We start from the raw sequence: 19,552 nt of genomic DNA on the forward strand, positions 1-19,552 counted from the left end.
CTGTTTTCCTTTTTGAATGATCTCTAAGCAATGAGCGTAGTTACTACATCTTTTAAAAGTCTTGTGGTGAGTGGTTTTCTGATCACAAGACGTGTAACGAACGGAGCCATTGCGGTGTTTTTTTGGCACTTTTTGAACATAATCACTTGTGAGATGTCGTTCGAAAATATTGAATAGTTGTATCGATAAAATCTTGAATTAATGGTGTGATAACTCTATTTTTTTGATGGATAAGGTGAATAAAACGATCCTGCTGAAAGTATGGGATTTCTTTGTAAACTAACTCTCCTTGCTCGACTTCTCTTAATGAACATCTTTCTGATACGATCGCGACCCCCATATTTTTCTTTACTGCTTCCTTCATTGTTTCAGTCGCAGAAACCTCCATAACGATTGAAAGAGTAATGTCATGCTCATGTGCCCAATTATCGATGAGCAGTCTAGATGTTGACCCTTGTTCATGCATAATAAACGTTTCTTTTATTAAGTCGTCTATTTCGATGTTCATTTTAACTGCTAGAGGGTTATTGGGATGTAGGAGAAGCTTTAAATCATCTTTAAAAATCATACGAGAAGTGAAATGCTTTCCTGGAATAGATCCATACGAAATAATACCGATATCGAGCTCATAGTTTTTTATTTTTTCCATTATGATTGTTGCGGGTTTTACTTCTAGTGACAATGTTATTTCTTCATGCAATGATTTAAATGAGACAAGCTGTTCCGGTAAGAGGAAGGTTGCTGGAGTATAGGTAGAGCCAATGCGTAAAGTGCCGCGCTGCCTTTCATTAAAGCCGGCTATTGTAGACTCGATTTCTTCTGAAAGCATTGTAATTTGCATAGCAAGAGGGTAAAGAGATTCTCCTGCTTTTGTAAGTTTTAACGTCCTAAGAGAGGATGGTTTGAACAGCGGAATACCACATTCCTCTTCGAAACGCTGGAGGTGAAAGGTAACAGTGGGTTGTTTAATATTAAGACGTTCCGCAACAAGCTTTAGCTTTTGTAATTGTGCAGTTAGAACAAAAATTTTTAATTGCTGTAGATTCATTATGGATCATCCCTTCATGTCAATTTATTTATCAATTATAGATATCATCTATTTTATATTAAATAAAATAGATGATATTTAATATTTTCTTTAAGTTTGTAACAATCTGCATTTACAAAGCCCTGATACGATTTAAGTGAGAAAGAAATATGAAGAAAGAGGGTGAAGAGATGTTAAAAGAAAACCTGTTTAAGGATTTAATGTTTTTGGTTGTCTTTTTATTAGGTCTATTAATAATGTTTGGGTGTGGAAGTCAAGTGAATACGGATGAAGCTGTAGCAGAAAAGGAAGATTCCCCTAATATGAAAAGTAGTAGTGCTGAAAGTATCACTTCTGAAGAGCCTTTAATTGTCTATGCTAACGACTTTACAGATGAAATCGGTCCACTATTTGAAGAAGAAACTGGCTATCAAGTCGAAGTCATTCATGGTGGTGGTGGTGAAATTCTAGCAAGAGTAGAAGCGGAACAAGGCAATCCGCAATGGGATGTTATTTGGATGGATGGACATGCTTCATTACATAGTCTTGCTGATAGGGGAATGTTTCTAGAAGGCTGGGAGCCTGAGAATCTTTCGCAGCTTTCGACAGAAGGAGAGAGTTTCTTGCCTAGTACGAATGCTTATTTTCCAACAGGTATTCACGCTGCAGCAACGCTAGCTTATAACAAAGATGCGTTTACTGCGGAAACAGCACCGACAACATGGGAAGAGTTTTTCCAATTAAGTGACATAGTCGGTATGGCTGATCCTGGTGTGGCAGCACCAGCTTATCCAGTTGCTTCTTGGTTCTTCTATGATATGGGGATGGACGAGGCGAAAGCCATGTTTGATGAGATGTTTCAAGAGAATCGATTACGTGTTTATCCGAAAAATGGGCCACTCGGAAGTGCGCTAGTAAATGGGGAAATAAAAGCTGCTGCTCTGCAGGAACACAATTCCTATGGTTTAAAGCTAAATGGGGAAAATATTGAAATTATTTGGCCTGAAGAAGGAGTTCCAGGATCAGTTCGCGTTGCTGCAATTGGAGAGCATTCGGAAAACATCGAAATAGCGAAAGCGTTTGTTGAATTTCTATTAGATATGGAAACTCAAAATCAATTAACACAAATGGATGATACGGATAGTTTTTTTACGCCATTAGCAGAAGGGGCAACGGTTAGGCCTGATCGAGAAGTTAATCCTAACATTGTCGTTCCAGATGTCGAGTGGGCCTCAGAACATGAAGCAGAAATTAAACAATGGTTTGCTGATCGAGCTGTACAATAATGCTGGAAAGGGATTTATATGATGGATGAAAAGATACAAAATTTTAAAAGAGTGAAAAGCTGGACATCTCTTTTCCGAGCAAATTATTTAGGAGTAGGGGTAACCCTGCTTCTGTTTGTTCTCATCTTACTCCCGCTTATAGCGGTATTAATTCAAATTTTTCTACCGGGTGTTTTTTGGGGAGAAAGAGACTTTATTGGATTTTCAAGTGTTCTAGAAATTTTTGATCGGCCACTTTGGTTATATTCATTGAGGAATTCACTTGTTTTAGCATCAGGGACTGCCTTTTTTGCAACAATACTTGGCGGTTGCTTAGCTATAGTACGAACATTTTGGGCCTTTCCAACAGCGAGGCTGCTTGATATAGCCGTGTGGGCTTTGCTTATTACACCATCTTTTATTATCGCACAAGGATGGATCTTATTTGCAAATGGAAATGGATTGGCCTATCAATGGTTGGGCTGGGAGTGGGTGTCGGCTTTCGTGTTTCAACCATTTGGTCTCATAATTGTTATGACGCTAAGTAAGTTTTCTTTAGCATATTTAGCAGTGGCTGCAGCACTTGAATGGAATGTGAAGCGTTATGAGGATGCGGCAAGGCTATGTGGTGCAAATTCCTTTGTACTATGGCAGAAGGTCCATATTCCAATGATATTTCCCGCCTTTTTAGCAGGGTGGGCACTTGTTTTTATGGATACTATCGGGGATTTTGGCTTACCATCTGCATTAGCTACTGTTTATCGTTTTCCGACACTTCCTTATTCTATTTATACGGCGATTCATACGTCACCTACTCGATTTGATCAAGCTGGAGTATTGGCATTTTATTTAGTTGTAATCCTTATTTTGGCGCTGTTTTTTTTATTTCTTTTTATGAAAAAGGCAAGATTCGATTTTTTAAATGCTCAAGCTGTGAGGTTTCAACCGAGGAAATCGAAGCATGCTATGTGGTTAATGGCAGGGAATTTGCTGTTTCTTCTTATTATAATAGGGGTTCCCATCGGTTCGAGCTTTTTCATCTCAATAATGGATAGTATGAGTGGAGGCTTAGCTATTAATAATATTACATTTCATAACTATTATATGGTTCTTTTTGAGGATTCGCAGTTTCTAATGAGCTTAAAAAATTCCATATGGATTGCATTTGTCGCAGCGATCATAAGTGTGATCATTGGCTTTTTTGTTTCTTATGTTTTGTTTTTTACAAACTTTCGTTGGAAAGGATTTATCCAATCAGTATCACTAATCTCATTAGTAGTTCCGGGCGTCGTTTTAGGGATAGGATATATTTTTATTTGGAATCAGGCGTGGTTAGAAACAATTAATCTTCATCTATACGGTACACCATGGATTGTCGTATTAGCAGCTATTGCTGGAGCCATCCCATTTGCGGTTCGATTACAAGCTGGAGCTTTTGCAAAGGTACCTGCGAATATGATGCACGCAGCGGCCCTTCAAGGAACCTCGAAAGTGCAAAGGATGAGATTCATTATTTTACCGCTAGTACGTAGCTCCCTCATCGCAGCGGGATTAGCATCGTTTGGTACAAGTATATTTGATTTAGCCATAACGAAAATGCTATATCCACCAAATTATCAATTAATTCCGATCACAATTGATAAGTCGTTTGAACAGCTTAAGTATGGTTACAGTACAGCAGCAACGATTATTAGCGGAACGGTTGTTTTGTTATTAATCGTGCTTGCCGATCTTTTGTTGAAGAAATGGCTTGTAAAAGATATTGAAAGCCAAAAGACGAAAGGAGAACTTGAACATGACTATGCTTCTTAAAGTATCCAATCTTAAACAACGCTATGGTAATGTATATGCTTTAAATGATGTTACTTTTACTATTTCAGAAGGAGAAATTATTGCGATACTAGGTCCATCAGGTTGTGGGAAATCCACTTTGCTACAACAAATTGCAGGAATGCAACAACCATTTATGGGAGAAATAAAAATGGATGAAGTTGTGTTTGCAACGAATCAATATCAACTGGCATCAGAAAAAAGAAAGGTTAATATGGTCTTTCAAGATTATTCATTATGGCCACATATGACTGTTTTTGAGAATATTGCCTTTGGTTTAAAAAGAAAGAAGCTATCGAAAAAGGAAATAAGAGTTAGAGTGGAAGAGTTAGCTACTTTAATGAAGCTTGATGGATTGTTGGAAAGATTACCAGCTCATTTGTCAGGTGGACAACAACAGCGAGTAGGAATTGCACGTGCATTAGCTACAAAGCCTCGTCTCTTGCTTATGGATGAACCACTTTCGAATTTAGATGTTAAGCTTCGGATTGAAATGAGGCATGAACTCTCGTTTTTATTAAGAAAGTTAAATATTTCTGTACTTTATGTAACACATGATACGGATGAGGCCTTTGCGATTGCGGATCGAATGATGATACTTAAGGATGGTCAGATTGAACAGTTCGATACACCAAGAAACGTGTTTGAAGCACCAGCTTCACCTTGGGTAGCCCAGTTGTTGGGCTATATTAATGGTCTTCAAGGAGAAGTAGCTCCTGCTATTGAAGGGAAGGTGAGCTTGCTTGCCAAAGTGCATTCACAATTCGTTTCTGGTAATCAAATTGGGGATATCGAGCAGGGGGATGTTGAAATTTTCTTTCATCCAGAAGAAGTGAAGCTATATGCTGAGAAACCGAATGTAGATCCTGAATTAAATCTATTAATGGGCCAAGTACATCATGTTGTCTATGAAGGTTTGCGTTGGCGTGTGTTTGTGAAGGTTACGGAAGGACTAATCGTAACGGCACATTATGATACGCCTATAGACTCTAACACGGATGTATGGATGACTTTTCCTACAAATAGAACTTTTCTATATAGGAGCACATATATTTGAGCGGTCGTTTACTCGTTATGTCCGATATTCATGGGCATAAAACGATGCTACATCGGTTATTGCAACTAGCAAACTACGATCCTGTAGAGGATACTTTCGTGCTACTTGGAGATTATGTACATAAAGGCCCAGAATCATTAGAAACACTACATTACATTCGTCAATTAAAAGATAATGGTGCGATTGTTATAAGGGGAAACCATGAAGATAAGCTGATAAAAGGGATTAAAAATGAGCTTGAGTCCCCATTAAGTCCAGAGTGGTACCGCTTTTTATCTACTCTTCCATATTATTATGAAGACCGTCAATTCATCTATGTACATGCAGGTATACGGCCAGGGATTCCTTTAGAGTTTCAAGCAATTGAGGATTTGACAACGATTCGAGAGGATTTTTTCTTCAATAGAAGTAAATTACCGAAGCCTGTTATATTTGGTCATACACCAACGTATCGATTAGGGGCATCGATAGGTGAAATTTGGATTGATGAAAATAAAGTTGGAATTGACACGGGGGCTGGGGAAGGATTATTTTTATCATTAATTGATTTAACGTATCATGTGATCTATCAGGGTAATTTAGCAACTAAGCAAATCGTTAAAAATGCTATCACAATAGCTTAAGTCTTAGTCTTGAATGTGTAAAAAAAACTGATTAGGCATTTAAGTCTAATCAGCTTTTTTCTTCATCATTATGAATAGTCGATCATTCTACTACACTGACTTCTCAATTTGATCGTTAGCCATTTGTCCTACAAAAGGCAGTTGGAAGTCACTTCCTTGGTACGCCTTATACATGCAATAAAGCCAAAGGAATAAACAAAGGGGTGTGAAAAATATCGGTAAGATCACTCCTAGAATTGGAATCATCCCTACAACGAAGCCGAAAATGAATAAAATGGCCCATAAAAAAATAGATTGAAATGCATGGTAACGTATAAATTTGTTCTCTTTTTCAATGAATAAAAAAATAATTCCCGTAACAAAACCAGCTAGATAACATAGTGCACCAGATACATTTTGTGTCATACCTGTGGACGTCTTCTCTTCCTTGTCATTCATTTGTTTCTCTTCTTCCATTTTAATCCCTCCATAATTGAATGTTGAAGAATAAATAATAATGTTTAATCGGTGTGTCTGGAATGATTGTATATGTATCCATCACTCACCTATGTAAAACAATATTATGTAATGTTCTTCATAATAGTATGGTAGTGTATGTATTGTCAAATATCGCCTTAATCGTAAAAGAGGTGCAAATATGGTTCTTAAGTCCTGATTATTGGCGAATGTCTTAGCTGTCCATTCACGGAAAGATTACGATTTAATTTATTGAGTTCGATTCATTGAATAGTAGTTGTATTCACTGTTTGTGATTTTTTCCCATTAGAGGCTGTTCAATGCAATGTACGAAACCGTTATCTGTGTTGAAAGCTTGAGACGAGTGGATTTCTCGTATCAAGCACTCAACGAGTGAAGCCATTGCTAGTCTAAAAATGGATTTGTACTTTTTCAGTGGACTTCAGGTTTTCTTACACAAGACGCTTAGAGAACGGAGCCATTGTCACATTTTTTTGGTAGTTTTTGAACATACTCTATTCAAATGTTGAATGTTTGAGTTATGAAACCAGAACAAATTTGAAAACGTAAGAAATGATATAGGTATCTTGAGCATGAGCGAGCAAAAGGGAATCTGAGTGTGTAAAGGTAGACTGTTCGACCTAATGACTCTTTCTTAAATATGTTATACAATTTATCGAGTGGTGGTAATTGATAACAATGTCGCTTATATTTTGTGAATTGACTAGAATATAACATCTTTTAATGACTAGTTGTTGGCACGAATTGGTTCACTATGTCAATAAGATTATAGGGAGGTATGTTAAATGAATATTTTAGTGAGATTTCGGGAGATTATGGCAAGTAATATTCATGCAATGTTAGACAAAGCTGAAGATCCTGAAAAAATGATTGATCAATACTTACGTAACTTGAACAATGATTTAGGGAAAGTGAAGTCGGAAACTGCGACGATTATGGCTGAGGAGCAGCGCGTACAAAGAGACCTTGATGAGTGCGTCGCTGAAATGGATAAGATGCAAAGCTATGCTGTGAAAGCGTTGGAGGCAGGAAATGAAGACGATGCTAGAAAGTTTCTGGCTCGTAAATCTTCAATGTCCGTCCGGGAAACAGAGCTAAGAAATGCTCATGCTGCAGCTGCTTCTAATGTTGTCAAGATGCGCGAAATGCATGATAAGTTAATAGCAGATGTGAAGGAATTAGAAGAGCGCAAAACATTAATTAAAGGAAAGCTTGCAGTTGCAAAGGCACAAGAAAGAATCAATAATATACATTCTTCAGCAGGAAGTGCCAATCGCTCAATCTCTGCCTTTGAACGAATGGAGCAAAAAGCCAATGCAGCATATGATAAGGCTAATGCGATGGCTGAGTTGAATGTCCAGCCAAAGGATGACATCGATGATTTAATGGCTAAGTATAGTACCGGTAGTACAGGGTCAGGATCTGGTGTAGATGATGAACTTGAAGCGTTAAAAAGAAGTTTAGATGATAAATAGATAGAAGGTAATGAGAAGAGGCTGGGACAAAAGTGGTTTAACTAAAAGAAAAGCCGAACAATGATAGATGGAGGACGTAAACCGCTCCTGAAATATACTTCGCTTTCCGCGGGAAGCCGGTGAGCCTCCTCGTGCTTCGCACTGCGGGGTCTCACCCTTGGCTTTTCATCCCGCAGGAGTCTACGTATATTTCATCCGCTACGTTCATCTTTTGTTCGGGTTTCCAGATAGACACTTTAGTTATGTCCCAGCCTCTTCTTCTGAAATGGCTGAAGAGGAAGTGAAAGAATGGTTATACATTATAAGTGTCCTAGCTGTGGTGCAGATATGAAGTTCGATAGTGCATCAGGGAAGTTATCATGTGGAAGCTGTGGAAGGCATGATGACATTGAGTCGTTTCCAAAAGAAAACGTGTTACATAAGTTTGAAGAAGGGGAAGCGATTCAATATCATTGTAAGAATTGTGGTGCTGATATTTTGACAGATTCAGATACAACAGCGACGACATGCTGCTTTTGTGGGGCGGGTGTTGTGCTCGCTGATCGTCTATCGGGTGATCTGGCACCAGCGTTCGTGATTCCATTTCAAATTAATAAAGATGAGGCGAAGGAAGCTTTTAAGAAATGGTGCAAGAAGGGCAAGTTAACACCTAAAGGCTTTATGACAGCAGACCGTATTAAAAACATTACGGGTATGTATGTACCTTTTTGGCTGTATGATTTAAATAGTAAAGGCGATGTTGACGCGGTTTGTACGAAGGTACGTAGGTATACAAGAGGAGACTATATTTATACAGAGACAAGATATTTCGATGTGTCTCGTAGTGTGGATCTCCAATATGTCAAAGTTCCAGTAGATGCTTCTGAGAAAATGGATGATGAATTAATGGATAAGCTTGAGCCCTACAATTATAGCAATCTTAAAGAGTTTAATACCCCTTATTTGGCTGGCTATATTGCTGAGAAATATAATTATGATGACAAAGAGCTACTACCTCGTGTGCAAGCAAGGGTAGAGAATTATGTAGATACGTATATCAAATCAACAACTTCTGCATATCATACGACAACGATTAAGAGAAAACGCTTGGATACGAAGCAGAATCAAGCCTATTATACCCTTATTCCGGTATGGATGGTCTATTATGATTACGGAAACAAGGAGCATATTTTTGCGATGAACGGACAGACGGGTAAGGTAGTTGGAAAGCCACCGATTAGCTTTGGTAAAGTTACTGCATGGTTCTCAGGGATCGCTGCAAGCACTTTTATTGTGTTAAGGACGCTTGCATGGCTTATGGGAGGCGACGTTTAAATGAAAAGGTCTTTTTTAATCGTTATTTCTATCGTGCTATTATTTATGTTTATCCCTTTATATCCTATTTTTGCTGAAACGGAGCAAAAGCTCTATGACTTTGCCGAGTTGTTAAATAACGAGGAAGCTGCTCAAATTGAGGCGCTTGCTGATCAGTATAGTGATAAAAATGAAGTCGACATATTGATCGTAACGACGAACGATACGGAAGGTAAGGGTGTGACTCGATATGCGGATGATTTCTATGACGAACATAGTCCAGGATATAACCAACCGAACGGTGATACGGCCCTATTAACGGTGGACCTTGAGGGGCGTGAACTTCAGATTCAAGGTTATTATCGAACTGAAGAGTATATTGATGATCATCGTGCGACGTTAATTCGTGAGGAGATTACACCTAATTTGTCAGACGGCAATTATTTCGATGCTTTTTCGATGTATATCGAATTAGTCGATCGGTATTTGAATATAGAACCGGATTCGGATTATGAGGAAGCTACTTTCTTTTCAGCTTGGTGGTTCCATTTGATCGTTTCGTTAGGAGTAGCGGGACTTGTTGTTTTTATCATGGCCTATAATGCTGGGGGGAGGAAGACGACGAATGATAAAACCTACCTCGATGCTAATAGTTTAGGTGTCACTCATAGGAAGGATCGTTTTGTTAGAAAATCTGTGACGAAGACGAAGAAGCCGAGCAAGAATAATAGTAGTGGTGGTGGCGGTCGGACAGCAGGTGGACATTCTCGTAGTGGAAGCCGAGGAAGCTTCTAAAGTGTACAGCTTATTTAAAGAGAGGGGAATTCGATGTTTTTTCGAAATCAATTTGCTAATGTGGTCGAGTGGGAAGAATTTCGTGATGATATGATTTTTTGGAAGTGGAGTAACAAAGAAATTAAGAAAGGAAGTAAGTTAATAATTAGACCAGGACAGGATGCGATTTTTTTACATTCTGGACGAATTGAAGGGATTTTCAAAGATGAAGGAAGCTATGATATCGAGTCAGAAATCATCCCGTTTTTGTCAACGTTAAAAGGGTTTAAGTTCGGTTTTAATAGTGGGATGCGTGCTGAGGTTCTATTCGTTAATACGAAAGAATTTACGGTGAAGTGGGGAACGAGAAATGCGATTAATTTGCCACATTCGCAGTTACCTGGTGGGCTACCGATCCGCGCAAATGGGACATTTAATTTCAAAGTCAACAACTATATTGATTTAATAGATAAAATAGCTGGAGTGAAAAGTAGCTATCACGTTGAAGACGTGAAGCTCCGAATTACTTCTGTATTGGATCAATATTTAATGAAATGGATTAGCCGTGAAGGGAAGGATATGTTTAACCTTCAAGCGAATGCCTCTGATATTTCCAAGGGGATCAAAGAAGATTTAGATATGAATATTATTGAAGATGGTATGACGATTACGCGTTTCAATGTGAGGAGCTTTAACTATCCAGAGGAAATCCAGCAACGTATTACGAAATCAGCCTCTCATTCTATGATTGGCGACCTAGGTAAGTACCAGCAAGTCGAAATGGTTGATGGCATGGCTTCTGGGAAAGTTCAAGGTGGTGGTACAGCCTCTGATATGACTGGTATGATGATGGGAATGAATGTAGCGAATGAAATGATGAAGAATATGAATCAACATCAGCAACCTTCTCAACAACCCCAGCAAATTAATCAGCAACAGGCGCAACCACAACAGACATCATCTAATGATCAACCACAAGCAGGAGCAACTGAAAAGCCCAACTTCTGCCCGAACTGTGGGACGAAAGCAGCAGGCGGAAACTTCTGTACAAATTGTGGATTTAAGCTAGTATAAGGTTTTATCAGCAGTGAGGCTGGGACATAACTAAAGTGTCTATCTGGAAACCCGAACAAAAGATGAACGTAGCGGATGAAATATACGTAGACTCCTGTGGGATGAAAAGCCAAGGGTGAGACCCCACAGTGCGAAGCACGAGGAGGCTCACCGGCTTCCCGCGGAAAGCGAAGTATATTTCAGGAGCGGTTTATGTCCACCATCTATCATTGTTCGGCTTTTCTTTTAGTTAAACCACTTTTGTCCCAGCCTCTTTACGGAGTTATTGCGAATCTAATTCAGAGGTCTAAGATTTGAACAATAAATTAGGGCAAAACAAAAAACTTGAAACGAAGTTTATGATCAAATATAATCAATTAAAGATATTAAAGATCTGTAATAGTCCTAGTTATGAGGTGACAACTATGAAATATTCAAAAGCGACTAATTATGCTCTACACACGATGGTTTACTTGACGTTAGCTCCGAAAGGGAAATCTGTTGGAGTTGAGCAGCTAGCAACTGTTCAAAATCTTTCAGCAACTTATTTGTCTAAAATATTGACCAAGCTCGTGAAAGCAGGGCTCATTGAATCGACTCCAGGGGTGAAAGGTGGGTATAGTCTTGTCAAAAGGTCTAGTGAAATTTCCTTTTTAGATGTCATTTATGCGATTGAGGGAAATACGACTTTGTTTACTTGTTCGTTAGAGCATGAAACGTGGTCTAGGAATGAAGCCTGCGTAATTGAAAATGTGATGATAGAAGCAGAAACAAAAATGAAGGATGAACTAAGTAAAAAGAAAATTGTCGATATTGCGAATAAGATCGCTGTTAAGACGAAGCACTATGCTACTTGAACATTATCGTAAAGTGGCTCATCATGTGATTGATACTTAAGGATCAAAAAAATTTAGGTTAATTGCAGATATTAAAACTCTATAATAGATTTAATAATGAGGAGGAATAAGTATGTTATTAGATTGTGTCATTATTGGTGGTGGGGCAGCTGGTTTAAATGCTGCACTTGTACTTGGAAGAGCGAGAAAGGATATCGTTCTCATTGATGAGGATAAGCCTAGAAATGCAGTTACACAAGAATCGCATGGGTTTATTACGAGAGATGGAATTCATCCATCTGATTTTAAAAAGATAGGAAAAGAAGATTTAAGTAAGTATACGAATGTTAAGATTCTAAATAATCGAGTGATCGATATTAAGAATGATAATCAAGCGTTTTTGATTGAGACAACAGCAGGCGAACCTCTCCGTTCTCGGAAGGTAATATTGGCTACGGGTCTTAAAGATATTCTACCTACTATAGAAGGAATTGAACAATTCTATGGTAGTAGCTTATTTAGCTGTCCATTTTGTGATGGATGGGAGTTAAAGGATCGTGCATTAGTTGTCATAGCAGAAAATGATCATGCCTTTCATATGATAAAGATGATTTATAACTGGAGTGAAGACTTAGTTATTTGTACGAATGGGAAAGATATTTTAACACAAGAGCAAAAGGAGCAACTAGAAACGAAGAATATTCAATTAATAGAGAATGAGATTGTAGCTTTACGAGGAAGCAATGGTCAGTTAAAAACGGTACAATTTAAAAATGGTCGTGAAATAAAAAGGGAAGGTGGGTTTGTTGTCACTGGATTAAAGCAATCGTCAGCATTAGTAGAAGCGCTAGGCTGTAAAATGAATGATAGAGGTGGGGTGGAAGTCGACCCATTTGGACGAACGAATATTGAAGGTGTGTATGCATGTGGAGACATGACAATTTCAAATCCTGCACAATTAATTATTGCTGCAAGTGCAGGGAGTAAAACGGCTAGTGGTGGTGTTGTTGCTGATTTGGTGAATGAAGATTTTTAAGTTTTTTGTTTTGTGCTCTTGCGCCTTCCGTTACGTTCCATGCTAATCTTGAATTATGACATGGAGAAAGGGTGTAATTATGATGAATGAAGAGCAGACTTTTACGATTAGTGAGTTTGGACGGCGTGCGAGAATTACAGTGAGGACGTTACGATTTTATGAAGAGTTAGGTTTACTTGTTCCGACTAAGCAAAATCATTCGGGTCATCGATTGTATGGTATGGAAGAGTTAGCGAGACTACAGCAGATTCAGTCGTTAAAATTTTTAGGCTACTCTTTACAGGATATTAAGAGTATTCTAACGGATGAAACGATTTCTGAAATAGAAGAGTCTTTACCGTTACAGCATAAGCTATTAGTCGAAAAAAGAGATGAATTAAACCGAGCGATTGAAGCAGTGGAACGAGTTCAATCCTTAATTGAAGAAGAAAAGCCTATTACGCCAACTGTTCTCACTTCATTATTGTATCAAATCGAGCACGAGGATGATCAAAAAGAATGGATCAAAGAAAACTTTTCAGATGATGTGGCTGATCGATATTTATCTCTTTCGAAGGAGCAACGAAATCAAATGGATACGGAGATGTTAGATGTACTAGCATCCATTAAGAAATTGATAAAAGACGGTATCGCTCCACAATCACAAGAGGCATTTGATGTTCTAATTAAGTTAACAGATGTAGCAACAAAGCATGTAGAAGATAAAGAGGAGCTTGCTTTGCAGCTTGAACAAATCGAAGACTTAACGGAATCGGACATGATAGATTTTCAATTCCCTAGCTTTTGGACAAAAGAAGAAGAGGCTTATTTAATGGAGATTGGAAAGGCGATGGAAGCTATGTATCGTGAGAAAGGTGGAGAAGTTTAGAGTTCAGTTATTTTAAAAGGTAATAATGTAATGAATTAGGCTCGTTACACGTTCCACTACTTAAAAAACTTAAAAACGCTGTAAAGGCTCCGCGCAATGCTTATAAGAAAAGGCCGCTACGAGGTTGACTAGCAATGGCTTCGCTCATTGCTCTCATGATACGAGAATCAAATTTTTTTAGTTCTCATGATAGGAAGTTTTTCTTATATAAGCAGGGAAATGAGAGAACTCTATCGAATAGTTTGATGCATGTTTATTAACAATCGAGGTGATCTCTATGCCGAAAGTAATGTTGGTATTTCCAGAAGGGAAGCATAAAGTGTTAACGATAAGCTATGATGATGGGAAGGGGGCTGATCGAAGGCTCGTTTCACTATTTAATCAATATGGACTAAAAGGAACGTTTCACCTGAACTCAGGTTTAATGGGTATTGATGATCGAATTGCAATAGATGAAGTAACTGAACTTTATGAAGGCCACGAGATATCGGCACACACGGTGACTCATCCTACTATTGCTAGATCTCCGAAAGAGCAGCTTATAGAAGAAGTCATGAATGATCGTAAAGCGTTAGAGACTGTTACCGGCTATACGGTTAGAGGGTTGTCATATCCAAATGGGTCGTATAATCAAATGATTAAAGAATTATTGCCGCATCTAGGGATTGAATATGCCCGTACAGTTCATAGTACGGGTACATTTTCGATGCCTGATGATTTCCTCGAATGGAATCCAACCTGTCATCACAATCATCATTTAATGAAGTTTGCTAAAGAATTTATAAGCCTTCATAAGCAACAATATTTGTATATGTTATATGTTTGGGGTCATAGCTATGAGTTTGATAACGATAAGAATTGGGATATGATTGAATCGTTCTGTAAGCTGATTGGCGGACGTGAGGACATTTGGTATGCAACAAATATTGACATTATTGACTATTTAAAAGCTTTTCGGAATCTGAAATTTTCAGCTGGTAGTCAATTTGTCTTTAATCCTAATGCACGGTCTGTGTGGTTGAATGTTGACAGCACCATTTATGAGATAAAAGGCGGGGAACAAGTAAGGTTAAATTAGTTGCGAATATTTATAAAAAGTGATCAATCCATTTAGGATAGTTGAATCCTAAGAAAGGCACTGAAAAAATTGGGGTTTCAACTTTTTTGCTGATCTTAGCCTAAGAGCTTCTTCTGTGAGCACTAGGATTAACATTCTTTGATTCGTTCCTGTATAATACTCACTACATAACAAAAGAGAGGTGGCAGTTTAAGTGAGTAAACAAGTGATCGTCTATTCAGCTGATGGCTGTGTAGAATGTACGTATGTGAAACAAATGCTAGAGAATGAAGGGATCGCTTTTGAAGTAAGGGATGTACTAAAGAATCGTGAGTATCAAAAGGAAGTTGAAAAGTTTGGGTTTATGGGAATCCCTGTTACGGTGTTGGGTGATAGAGCAGTGAAAGGGTTTAATCCTGAATTAAAGGAAATTGTAGAGTTAGCTAAAGGATAAAGACACTTATTAGTATGTTACATGGCCCTTCATGTAAGGTAGTCCCTTTCATGAAGGGTTTAAAGTGATGGAGAAAAGGTGGTGAGGAGAAATGAAGAAACGTCAGGCGTTTAATCCATATTTACCGAGCTTTGAGTATATTCCAGATGGTGAACCTTATGTATTTAATGACCGACTGTATGTTTATGGATCACATGATCGGTTTAATGGGAAGCTTTTCTGTTTAAATGATTATGTTTGCTGGTCTGCACCTGTAGATGATTTAAGTGCTTGGCGATATGAAGGGACAATTTATCGAAAAAAACAAGACCCGATGAATCGACTAGGCTTGTATCAAATGTTTGCACCTGATGTAGCGAGAGGGGCAGATGGAAGGTATTACTTATATTATACGTTAGGTTTTCGAAGTGTGATTGGGGTAGCTGTGTGTGATGAGCCTGCTGGTGAGTACGAGTTTTATGGGTATGTCAGCCATAGAACCGATGGTCGGAAATTATCAGAAGAGTGGGGAGCTCCTTATTTGTTTGATCCTGCTATCTTTGTTGATGATGATGGGAGAGTCTACTTATATTATGGTTTTGCACCGAAGAAGCCTGTTCCGTTTTTTCTTACAGGCTGGAAGAAGAAGGTCTTTAATGGAGGATATGTTATTGAGCTTGATTCTGATATGAAAACTGCTATATCGGAGCCTAAATTAATTTTTTCAAAAGTCGGTCATGCAGACGGTACGGGATTTGAAGGACATGAATTTTTTGAAGCAAGTTCAATGAGGAAAATAAACGATACGTACTATTTTATTTATTCCTCGATAAATGGTCATGAGCTTTGTTATGCAACGAGTAAAAGTCCAACTCGTGATTTTGTTTATGGGGGAACGATTATTAGTAATGGCGATTTATACATTAATGGCTCAAAGAAGGACCAAGACGCGTTAAATTATATCGGGAATAACCATGGAAGTATTGTTGAAGTTGAAGGGCAATGGTATGTATTTTATCATCGACAAACGAATCGTCATCATTATTCAAGGCAAGCGGCTGCGGAACGTATTGAAATAGAAGATGATGGTTCTATTGAGCAAGTAGAAATGACAAGTTGTGGCCTGAATCAAGGTCCTTTACGTGGGGAAGGTAAATATGAGGCAAGGATAGCTTGTCACTTAATGTCTCGTAATGGAGCAGGTCGGTATGGCGTTTATTTTGGTCATGTGACTTTTAAAGACCACCCTTATTTTACCCAAAGTGGTAAGGATCGTGAAAGTCGGCCAACACAATATATAGCAAATATGAGAGATGGTGCGAAAGCAGGGTTTAAATATTTTCAACTAGATCATTTAAAAGGAATCTCTGTAAAGGTTTGTGGTCAGGCAGTTGGATTTATATATGTGTCAGATTCAATGGATGGGGAACCATTTGCGAAAATAGAAATTGAACCAAGTAAAGAATATCGCCAATTTCGTACGAATACAAAAGTTGAAAATGGAGTGAAGGCGCTGTATTTTACCTTCAAAGGAGAAGGTGCGCTCGACTTTTATTCATTTGAGTTAATAGCATTGGAGGCCTCCTGCTAGGTCTCATCAAGAGAAGAAAGACGAGATAACGTAAAAGCGAGGCTGGGACAAAACAAAAGTGTTTAGCTGAGAATCCGAACATTTAGATAACGTAGCGAAGTATATTTCAGGAGCGGTGAATGTGCTCCACTCTAGATTTATTCGGTATCTCACTTATGAAAATACTTTTGTCCCAGCCCCATTTGTTTTTCCTTTTCGATCTTACCTTCATCTTGTTAATCAGTGATAAATTCCTTTTGTACGGTAGTTAAAGCAGCAGCGATCACTTGATGCATGTCATAGTATTTATAGGTCGCGAGTCGACCACCGAAAATAACGTTTGCTTCTTTGTCAGCTAATGCTTTGTATTTTCGGTATATCTCGTTATTACGGGCATTATTAATGGGGTAGTAAGGTGTATCACCAGGCTCCCATTCTTTCGGGTATTCCTCTGTAATGACAGTTGTGCTTTGTGTGCCAAATTCAAAATGCTTATGCTCAATAATTCTTGTATAAGGTGTTTCTCTATCTGTGTAATTAACGACGGCATTCCCCTGATAATTCTCTACATCCTTTAACACTCTCGTTTCAAAGTGCAAGCTACGGTAGTCTAAGATACCATATTGGTAGTCATAATATTGGTCAATCATGCCAGTAAAGACGACTTTATGTGCTAATGATTCTAATTCATCTCGAGTTTGAAAAAAATCGATGTTTAATTTAACGTCGATTCCTTTTAACATTTTTTCAATGATAGAAGTGTAGCCTCCGATAGGAATTCCTTGAAAGCGATCATTGAAATAATTATTGTCATACGTAAAGCGAACAGGAAGCCTTTTAATGATAAAGGCGGGGAGCTCAGTCGCAGCTCGTCCCCATTGCTTTTCCGTGTAGCCTTTAATGAGCTTTTTATAAATGTCCGTACCGACTAAAGAAATGGCTTGTTCTTCTAAATTGCTAGGCTCTGTTATGTTAGCAGCTTCCCGTTGCTCCTTGATTTTACGTTTTGCTTCAGCAGGAGTCGTTACACCCCAAAGCTTATTAAATGTATTCATATTAAAAGGGAGATTGTACAATTCCCCTTTGTAATTTGCGATCGGAGAATTGGTGTAGCGATTAAATTCAGCGAATTGATTAATGTACTCCCAAGTGGCTTTGTCATTTGTATGGAAAATATGTGCTCCGTACTTATGTACGTGAATATCCTCGATTTCCTCTGTATACACATTACCTCCAATATGATCACGCTTGTCTATGACAAGGCATGATTTTCCTTTCTTTGTAGCTTCGTATGCGAATACGGAGCCGAATAGTCCAGCTCCGATAATTAAATAATCATACATGCGAATGTCCCCTTTATTTTCTGGTTGAATGTCTGCATTTGTTTGCACATCTTCATTTCTTTCTTATTATATCAAATATCCTTTTGTTTAAAATAGCAAGCTTATTTATGTTTAACAGGTTATACAATCTAATACGTACCAAGCTTTCAAGCGTACATATGAGAAATGAGTCAGTGATTATGATAGAATCGCCATCATACGGCTTTTTTAATCTTAATAATGTCTTAAGTTTGTTATGAATTTGTAAAAAAGGTGGTTATTAAACATAAAAAACTAAGAAAGCCTCTATCTTAAGTGATAAAGGGGTTGTAAAATGAATGAAGAAGTTGTAGAAATTTTTCTTAGTTTAGCTAGAGCCTGAAAAGGACGAAATGTAAAGGTAGTGTGCATATGAAACTATTATCAGTAGTTATACCGTGCTATAATTCAGCAGAGTATATGAGGCATTGTATTGAATCTCTATTGCCTGGAGGAGAATATGTAGAGATACTGATAGTGAATGATGGCTCAGTGGATCAAACGGCTGCGATTGCAGATGAGTATGCGAAACGACATCCAACGATCATCAAAACAATACATCAGGAAAATGGTGGGCATGGTGAGGCTGTTAATACCGGTATTAGACATGCAACTGGGGTGTACTTTAAAGTGGTTGATAGTGATGATTGGGTTGATATTAGAGCCTATTTGAAGTTACTAGACACACTTCACAGTCTTGTAGAAAAAGAGAAGCAAGTTGATATGATTGTCAGTAACTTTGTTTACGAAAAGGAAGGTGCCACTTATAAAAAAGTTATTAAATATGATAAGGTACTTCCAGAAGGTAGAGTGTTTACTTGGAATGAAATGAAGAAGTTTCCAAAAGGGAAATATATCTTGATGCATTCCGTAATCTATCGAACTCAGCTGTTACGAGAGTGTGGATTAGAGCTACCTAAGCATACTTTTTACGTAGACAATTTATATGTGTATACACCACTTCCATATGTGAAGACTATGTATTATGTGAATGTTGATTTCTATCGATACTATATTGGTCGGGAAGGACAATCTATTCAGGAAAGCATCATGATTAAAAGGGTGGACCAACATATTAAGGTGAATAAGCTTCTTATTGAGACCGTGCAAATCGATGAAATTAAAGACGAGAACCTCCGACATTATCTGTTAAAGCATTTAGAAATTGTAACGGTCATTTCAACCTTCCTGTTAATTAAGTCGGGAACAAAGGAAAACCTTCGTAAGAAAAAGGAGCTTTGGAAGTATATTAAAAATAATGATGCTCATTTGTATGGTTTTTTAAAATATGGTTTATTAGGGCCAATTGTTCATCTACCTGGTCGCCCAGGTCGGATGGTTTCAGTTGGGGTTTATAAAGTCTCGCAGAAATTAATTGGATTTAATTAATGAAGATTTTGTACTTTACCGGCTACGATCGATGAAATTTGCCGAAATGATCAGTTACAGGGTAAAACCGTATTGAAACCACGCACTGTTGTTTTCATAAGCGCCTCCTAGTACGTCAAATGTTCAAA

General features: G+C 38.0%; 18 protein-coding genes. 15 read left to right on the top strand and 3 right to left on the bottom strand.

Annotated elements, in window-relative coordinates:
• Window positions 1-142 precede the first annotated feature (142 nt).
• On the bottom strand, window positions 143-1,048 hold the full coding sequence (locus ACERJO_RS05745) for a LysR family transcriptional regulator (RefSeq protein ID WP_247105787.1): 906 nt from the start codon (window positions 1,046-1,048) through the stop codon (window positions 143-145).
• 149 nt (window positions 1,049-1,197) lie between these two features.
• On the opposite strand from ACERJO_RS05745, the gene ACERJO_RS05750 reads away from it, so the two are divergent.
• The 4 genes from ACERJO_RS05750 to ACERJO_RS05765 are packed head-to-tail and all read left to right on the top strand — an operon-like array spanning window position 1,198 to window position 5,802.
• A complete protein-coding gene (locus ACERJO_RS05750) occupies window positions 1,198-2,313 on the top strand; it encodes an extracellular solute-binding protein (RefSeq protein WP_373646859.1) in 1,116 nt (371 codons plus the stop codon).
• Window positions 2,314-2,334: 21 nt separating this feature from the next.
• Window positions 2,335-4,104: an ABC transporter permease gene (locus ACERJO_RS05755; protein ID WP_373646861.1), complete on the top strand. Its 1,770-nt coding sequence runs from the start codon at window positions 2,335-2,337 to the stop codon at window positions 4,102-4,104.
• Entirely contained in the window at window positions 4,088-5,179 is a 1,092-nt protein-coding gene (locus tag ACERJO_RS05760) for an ABC transporter ATP-binding protein (RefSeq protein WP_373646863.1), read from the top strand. The genes ACERJO_RS05755 and ACERJO_RS05760 overlap by 17 nt, the downstream gene beginning before the upstream one ends.
• Entirely contained in the window at window positions 5,176-5,802 is a 627-nt protein-coding gene (locus ACERJO_RS05765; protein ID WP_247105783.1) for a metallophosphoesterase family protein, read from the top strand. The genes ACERJO_RS05760 and ACERJO_RS05765 overlap by 4 nt, the downstream gene beginning before the upstream one ends.
• Window positions 5,803-5,892: 90 nt before the next feature.
• On the opposite strand, the gene ACERJO_RS05770 is transcribed toward ACERJO_RS05765, so the two are convergent.
• Window positions 5,893-6,258, bottom strand: a complete 366-nt coding sequence (locus ACERJO_RS05770; protein WP_373646865.1) for a DUF4870 domain-containing protein — start codon at window positions 6,256-6,258, stop codon at window positions 5,893-5,895.
• 806 nt (window positions 6,259-7,064) lie between these two features.
• Between ACERJO_RS05770 and ACERJO_RS05775 the strand changes: the two genes are divergently transcribed.
• From ACERJO_RS05775 to ACERJO_RS05820, 10 genes are all read left to right on the top strand, one after another.
• On the top strand, window positions 7,065-7,754 hold the full coding sequence (locus tag ACERJO_RS05775) for a PspA/IM30 family protein (RefSeq protein ID WP_373646866.1): 690 nt from the start codon (window positions 7,065-7,067) through the stop codon (window positions 7,752-7,754).
• Window positions 7,755-8,042: 288 nt separating this feature from the next.
• A complete protein-coding gene (locus ACERJO_RS05780) occupies window positions 8,043-9,068 on the top strand; it encodes a TFIIB-type zinc ribbon-containing protein (RefSeq protein ID WP_247105780.1) in 1,026 nt (341 codons plus the stop codon).
• Window positions 9,069-9,842: a TPM domain-containing protein gene (locus ACERJO_RS05785; protein WP_373646868.1), complete on the top strand. Its 774-nt coding sequence runs from the start codon at window positions 9,069-9,071 to the stop codon at window positions 9,840-9,842. It abuts the gene before it with no gap.
• 33 nt (window positions 9,843-9,875) lie between these two features.
• A complete protein-coding gene (locus ACERJO_RS05790) occupies window positions 9,876-10,895 on the top strand; it encodes an SPFH domain-containing protein (protein WP_247105778.1) in 1,020 nt (339 codons plus the stop codon).
• A gap of 404 nt (window positions 10,896-11,299) precedes the next feature.
• On the top strand, window positions 11,300-11,731 hold the full coding sequence (locus ACERJO_RS05795; protein ID WP_247105864.1) for an Rrf2 family transcriptional regulator: 432 nt from the start codon (window positions 11,300-11,302) through the stop codon (window positions 11,729-11,731).
• A 112-nt stretch (window positions 11,732-11,843) separates the two neighbouring features.
• Window positions 11,844-12,746: an NAD(P)/FAD-dependent oxidoreductase gene (locus ACERJO_RS05800; protein WP_247105777.1), complete on the top strand. Its 903-nt coding sequence runs from the start codon at window positions 11,844-11,846 to the stop codon at window positions 12,744-12,746.
• Between the two features lie 82 nt (window positions 12,747-12,828).
• On the top strand, window positions 12,829-13,614 hold the full coding sequence (locus ACERJO_RS05805; RefSeq protein ID WP_373646869.1) for a MerR family transcriptional regulator: 786 nt from the start codon (window positions 12,829-12,831) through the stop codon (window positions 13,612-13,614).
• 277 nt (window positions 13,615-13,891) lie between these two features.
• Entirely contained in the window at window positions 13,892-14,692 is an 801-nt protein-coding gene (locus ACERJO_RS05810; protein ID WP_373646870.1) for a polysaccharide deacetylase family protein, read from the top strand.
• Between the two features lie 193 nt (window positions 14,693-14,885).
• Complete coding sequence (locus ACERJO_RS05815) at window positions 14,886-15,125, top strand: glutaredoxin family protein (RefSeq protein WP_247105774.1); 240 nt, start codon at window positions 14,886-14,888, stop codon at window positions 15,123-15,125.
• Window positions 15,126-15,216: 91 nt separating this feature from the next.
• Window positions 15,217-16,695 carry a family 43 glycosylhydrolase gene (locus ACERJO_RS05820; RefSeq protein ID WP_247105773.1) on the top strand — a complete coding sequence of 493 codons (1,479 nt, stop codon included), beginning with the start codon at window positions 15,217-15,219 and terminating at the stop codon, window positions 16,693-16,695.
• Between the two features lie 215 nt (window positions 16,696-16,910).
• Here the strand turns inward: ACERJO_RS05820 and glf are convergent, their stop codons facing one another.
• Window positions 16,911-18,017: a UDP-galactopyranose mutase gene (gene glf / locus ACERJO_RS05825; protein ID WP_247105863.1), complete on the bottom strand. Its 1,107-nt coding sequence runs from the start codon at window positions 18,015-18,017 to the stop codon at window positions 16,911-16,913.
• A gap of 390 nt (window positions 18,018-18,407) precedes the next feature.
• Between glf and ACERJO_RS05830 the strand changes: the two genes are divergently transcribed.
• Window positions 18,408-19,424: a glycosyltransferase family 2 protein gene (locus ACERJO_RS05830; RefSeq protein WP_373646873.1), complete on the top strand. Its 1,017-nt coding sequence runs from the start codon at window positions 18,408-18,410 to the stop codon at window positions 19,422-19,424.
• Window positions 19,425-19,552: the final 128 nt, after the last annotated feature.

This window comes from Halalkalibacter sp. AB-rgal2 (genome assembly GCF_041821005.1).
Lineage (GTDB): Bacteria > Bacillota > Bacilli > Bacillales > Bacillaceae_D > Halalkalibacter.

Excerpts from the sequence above, each read along its gene's own strand:
- ACERJO_RS05745 (WP_247105787.1), bottom strand. The coding sequence starts at position 1,048 with ATGAATCTACAGCAATTAAAAATTTTTGTTCTAACTGCACAATTACAA.
- ACERJO_RS05750 (WP_373646859.1), top strand. The coding sequence starts at position 1,198 with ATGAAGAAAGAGGGTGAAGAGATGTTAAAAGAAAACCTGTTTAAGGAT.
- ACERJO_RS05755 (WP_373646861.1), top strand. The coding sequence starts at position 2,335 with ATGGATGAAAAGATACAAAATTTTAAAAGAGTGAAAAGCTGGACATCT.
- ACERJO_RS05760 (WP_373646863.1), top strand. The coding sequence starts at position 4,088 with ATGACTATGCTTCTTAAAGTATCCAATCTTAAACAACGCTATGGTAAT.
- ACERJO_RS05770 (WP_373646865.1), bottom strand. The coding sequence starts at position 6,258 with ATGGAAGAAGAGAAACAAATGAATGACAAGGAAGAGAAGACGTCCACA.
- ACERJO_RS05775 (WP_373646866.1), top strand. The coding sequence starts at position 7,065 with ATGAATATTTTAGTGAGATTTCGGGAGATTATGGCAAGTAATATTCAT.
- ACERJO_RS05780 (WP_247105780.1), top strand. The coding sequence starts at position 8,043 with ATGGTTATACATTATAAGTGTCCTAGCTGTGGTGCAGATATGAAGTTC.
- ACERJO_RS05785 (WP_373646868.1), top strand. The coding sequence starts at position 9,069 with ATGAAAAGGTCTTTTTTAATCGTTATTTCTATCGTGCTATTATTTATG.
- ACERJO_RS05790 (WP_247105778.1), top strand. The coding sequence starts at position 9,876 with ATGTTTTTTCGAAATCAATTTGCTAATGTGGTCGAGTGGGAAGAATTT.
- ACERJO_RS05795 (WP_247105864.1), top strand. The coding sequence starts at position 11,300 with ATGAAATATTCAAAAGCGACTAATTATGCTCTACACACGATGGTTTAC.
- ACERJO_RS05800 (WP_247105777.1), top strand. The coding sequence starts at position 11,844 with ATGTTATTAGATTGTGTCATTATTGGTGGTGGGGCAGCTGGTTTAAAT.
- ACERJO_RS05805 (WP_373646869.1), top strand. The coding sequence starts at position 12,829 with ATGAATGAAGAGCAGACTTTTACGATTAGTGAGTTTGGACGGCGTGCG.
- ACERJO_RS05810 (WP_373646870.1), top strand. The coding sequence starts at position 13,892 with ATGCCGAAAGTAATGTTGGTATTTCCAGAAGGGAAGCATAAAGTGTTA.
- ACERJO_RS05820 (WP_247105773.1), top strand. The coding sequence starts at position 15,217 with ATGAAGAAACGTCAGGCGTTTAATCCATATTTACCGAGCTTTGAGTAT.
- glf (WP_247105863.1), bottom strand. The coding sequence starts at position 18,017 with ATGTATGATTATTTAATTATCGGAGCTGGACTATTCGGCTCCGTATTC.
- ACERJO_RS05830 (WP_373646873.1), top strand. The coding sequence starts at position 18,408 with ATGAAACTATTATCAGTAGTTATACCGTGCTATAATTCAGCAGAGTAT.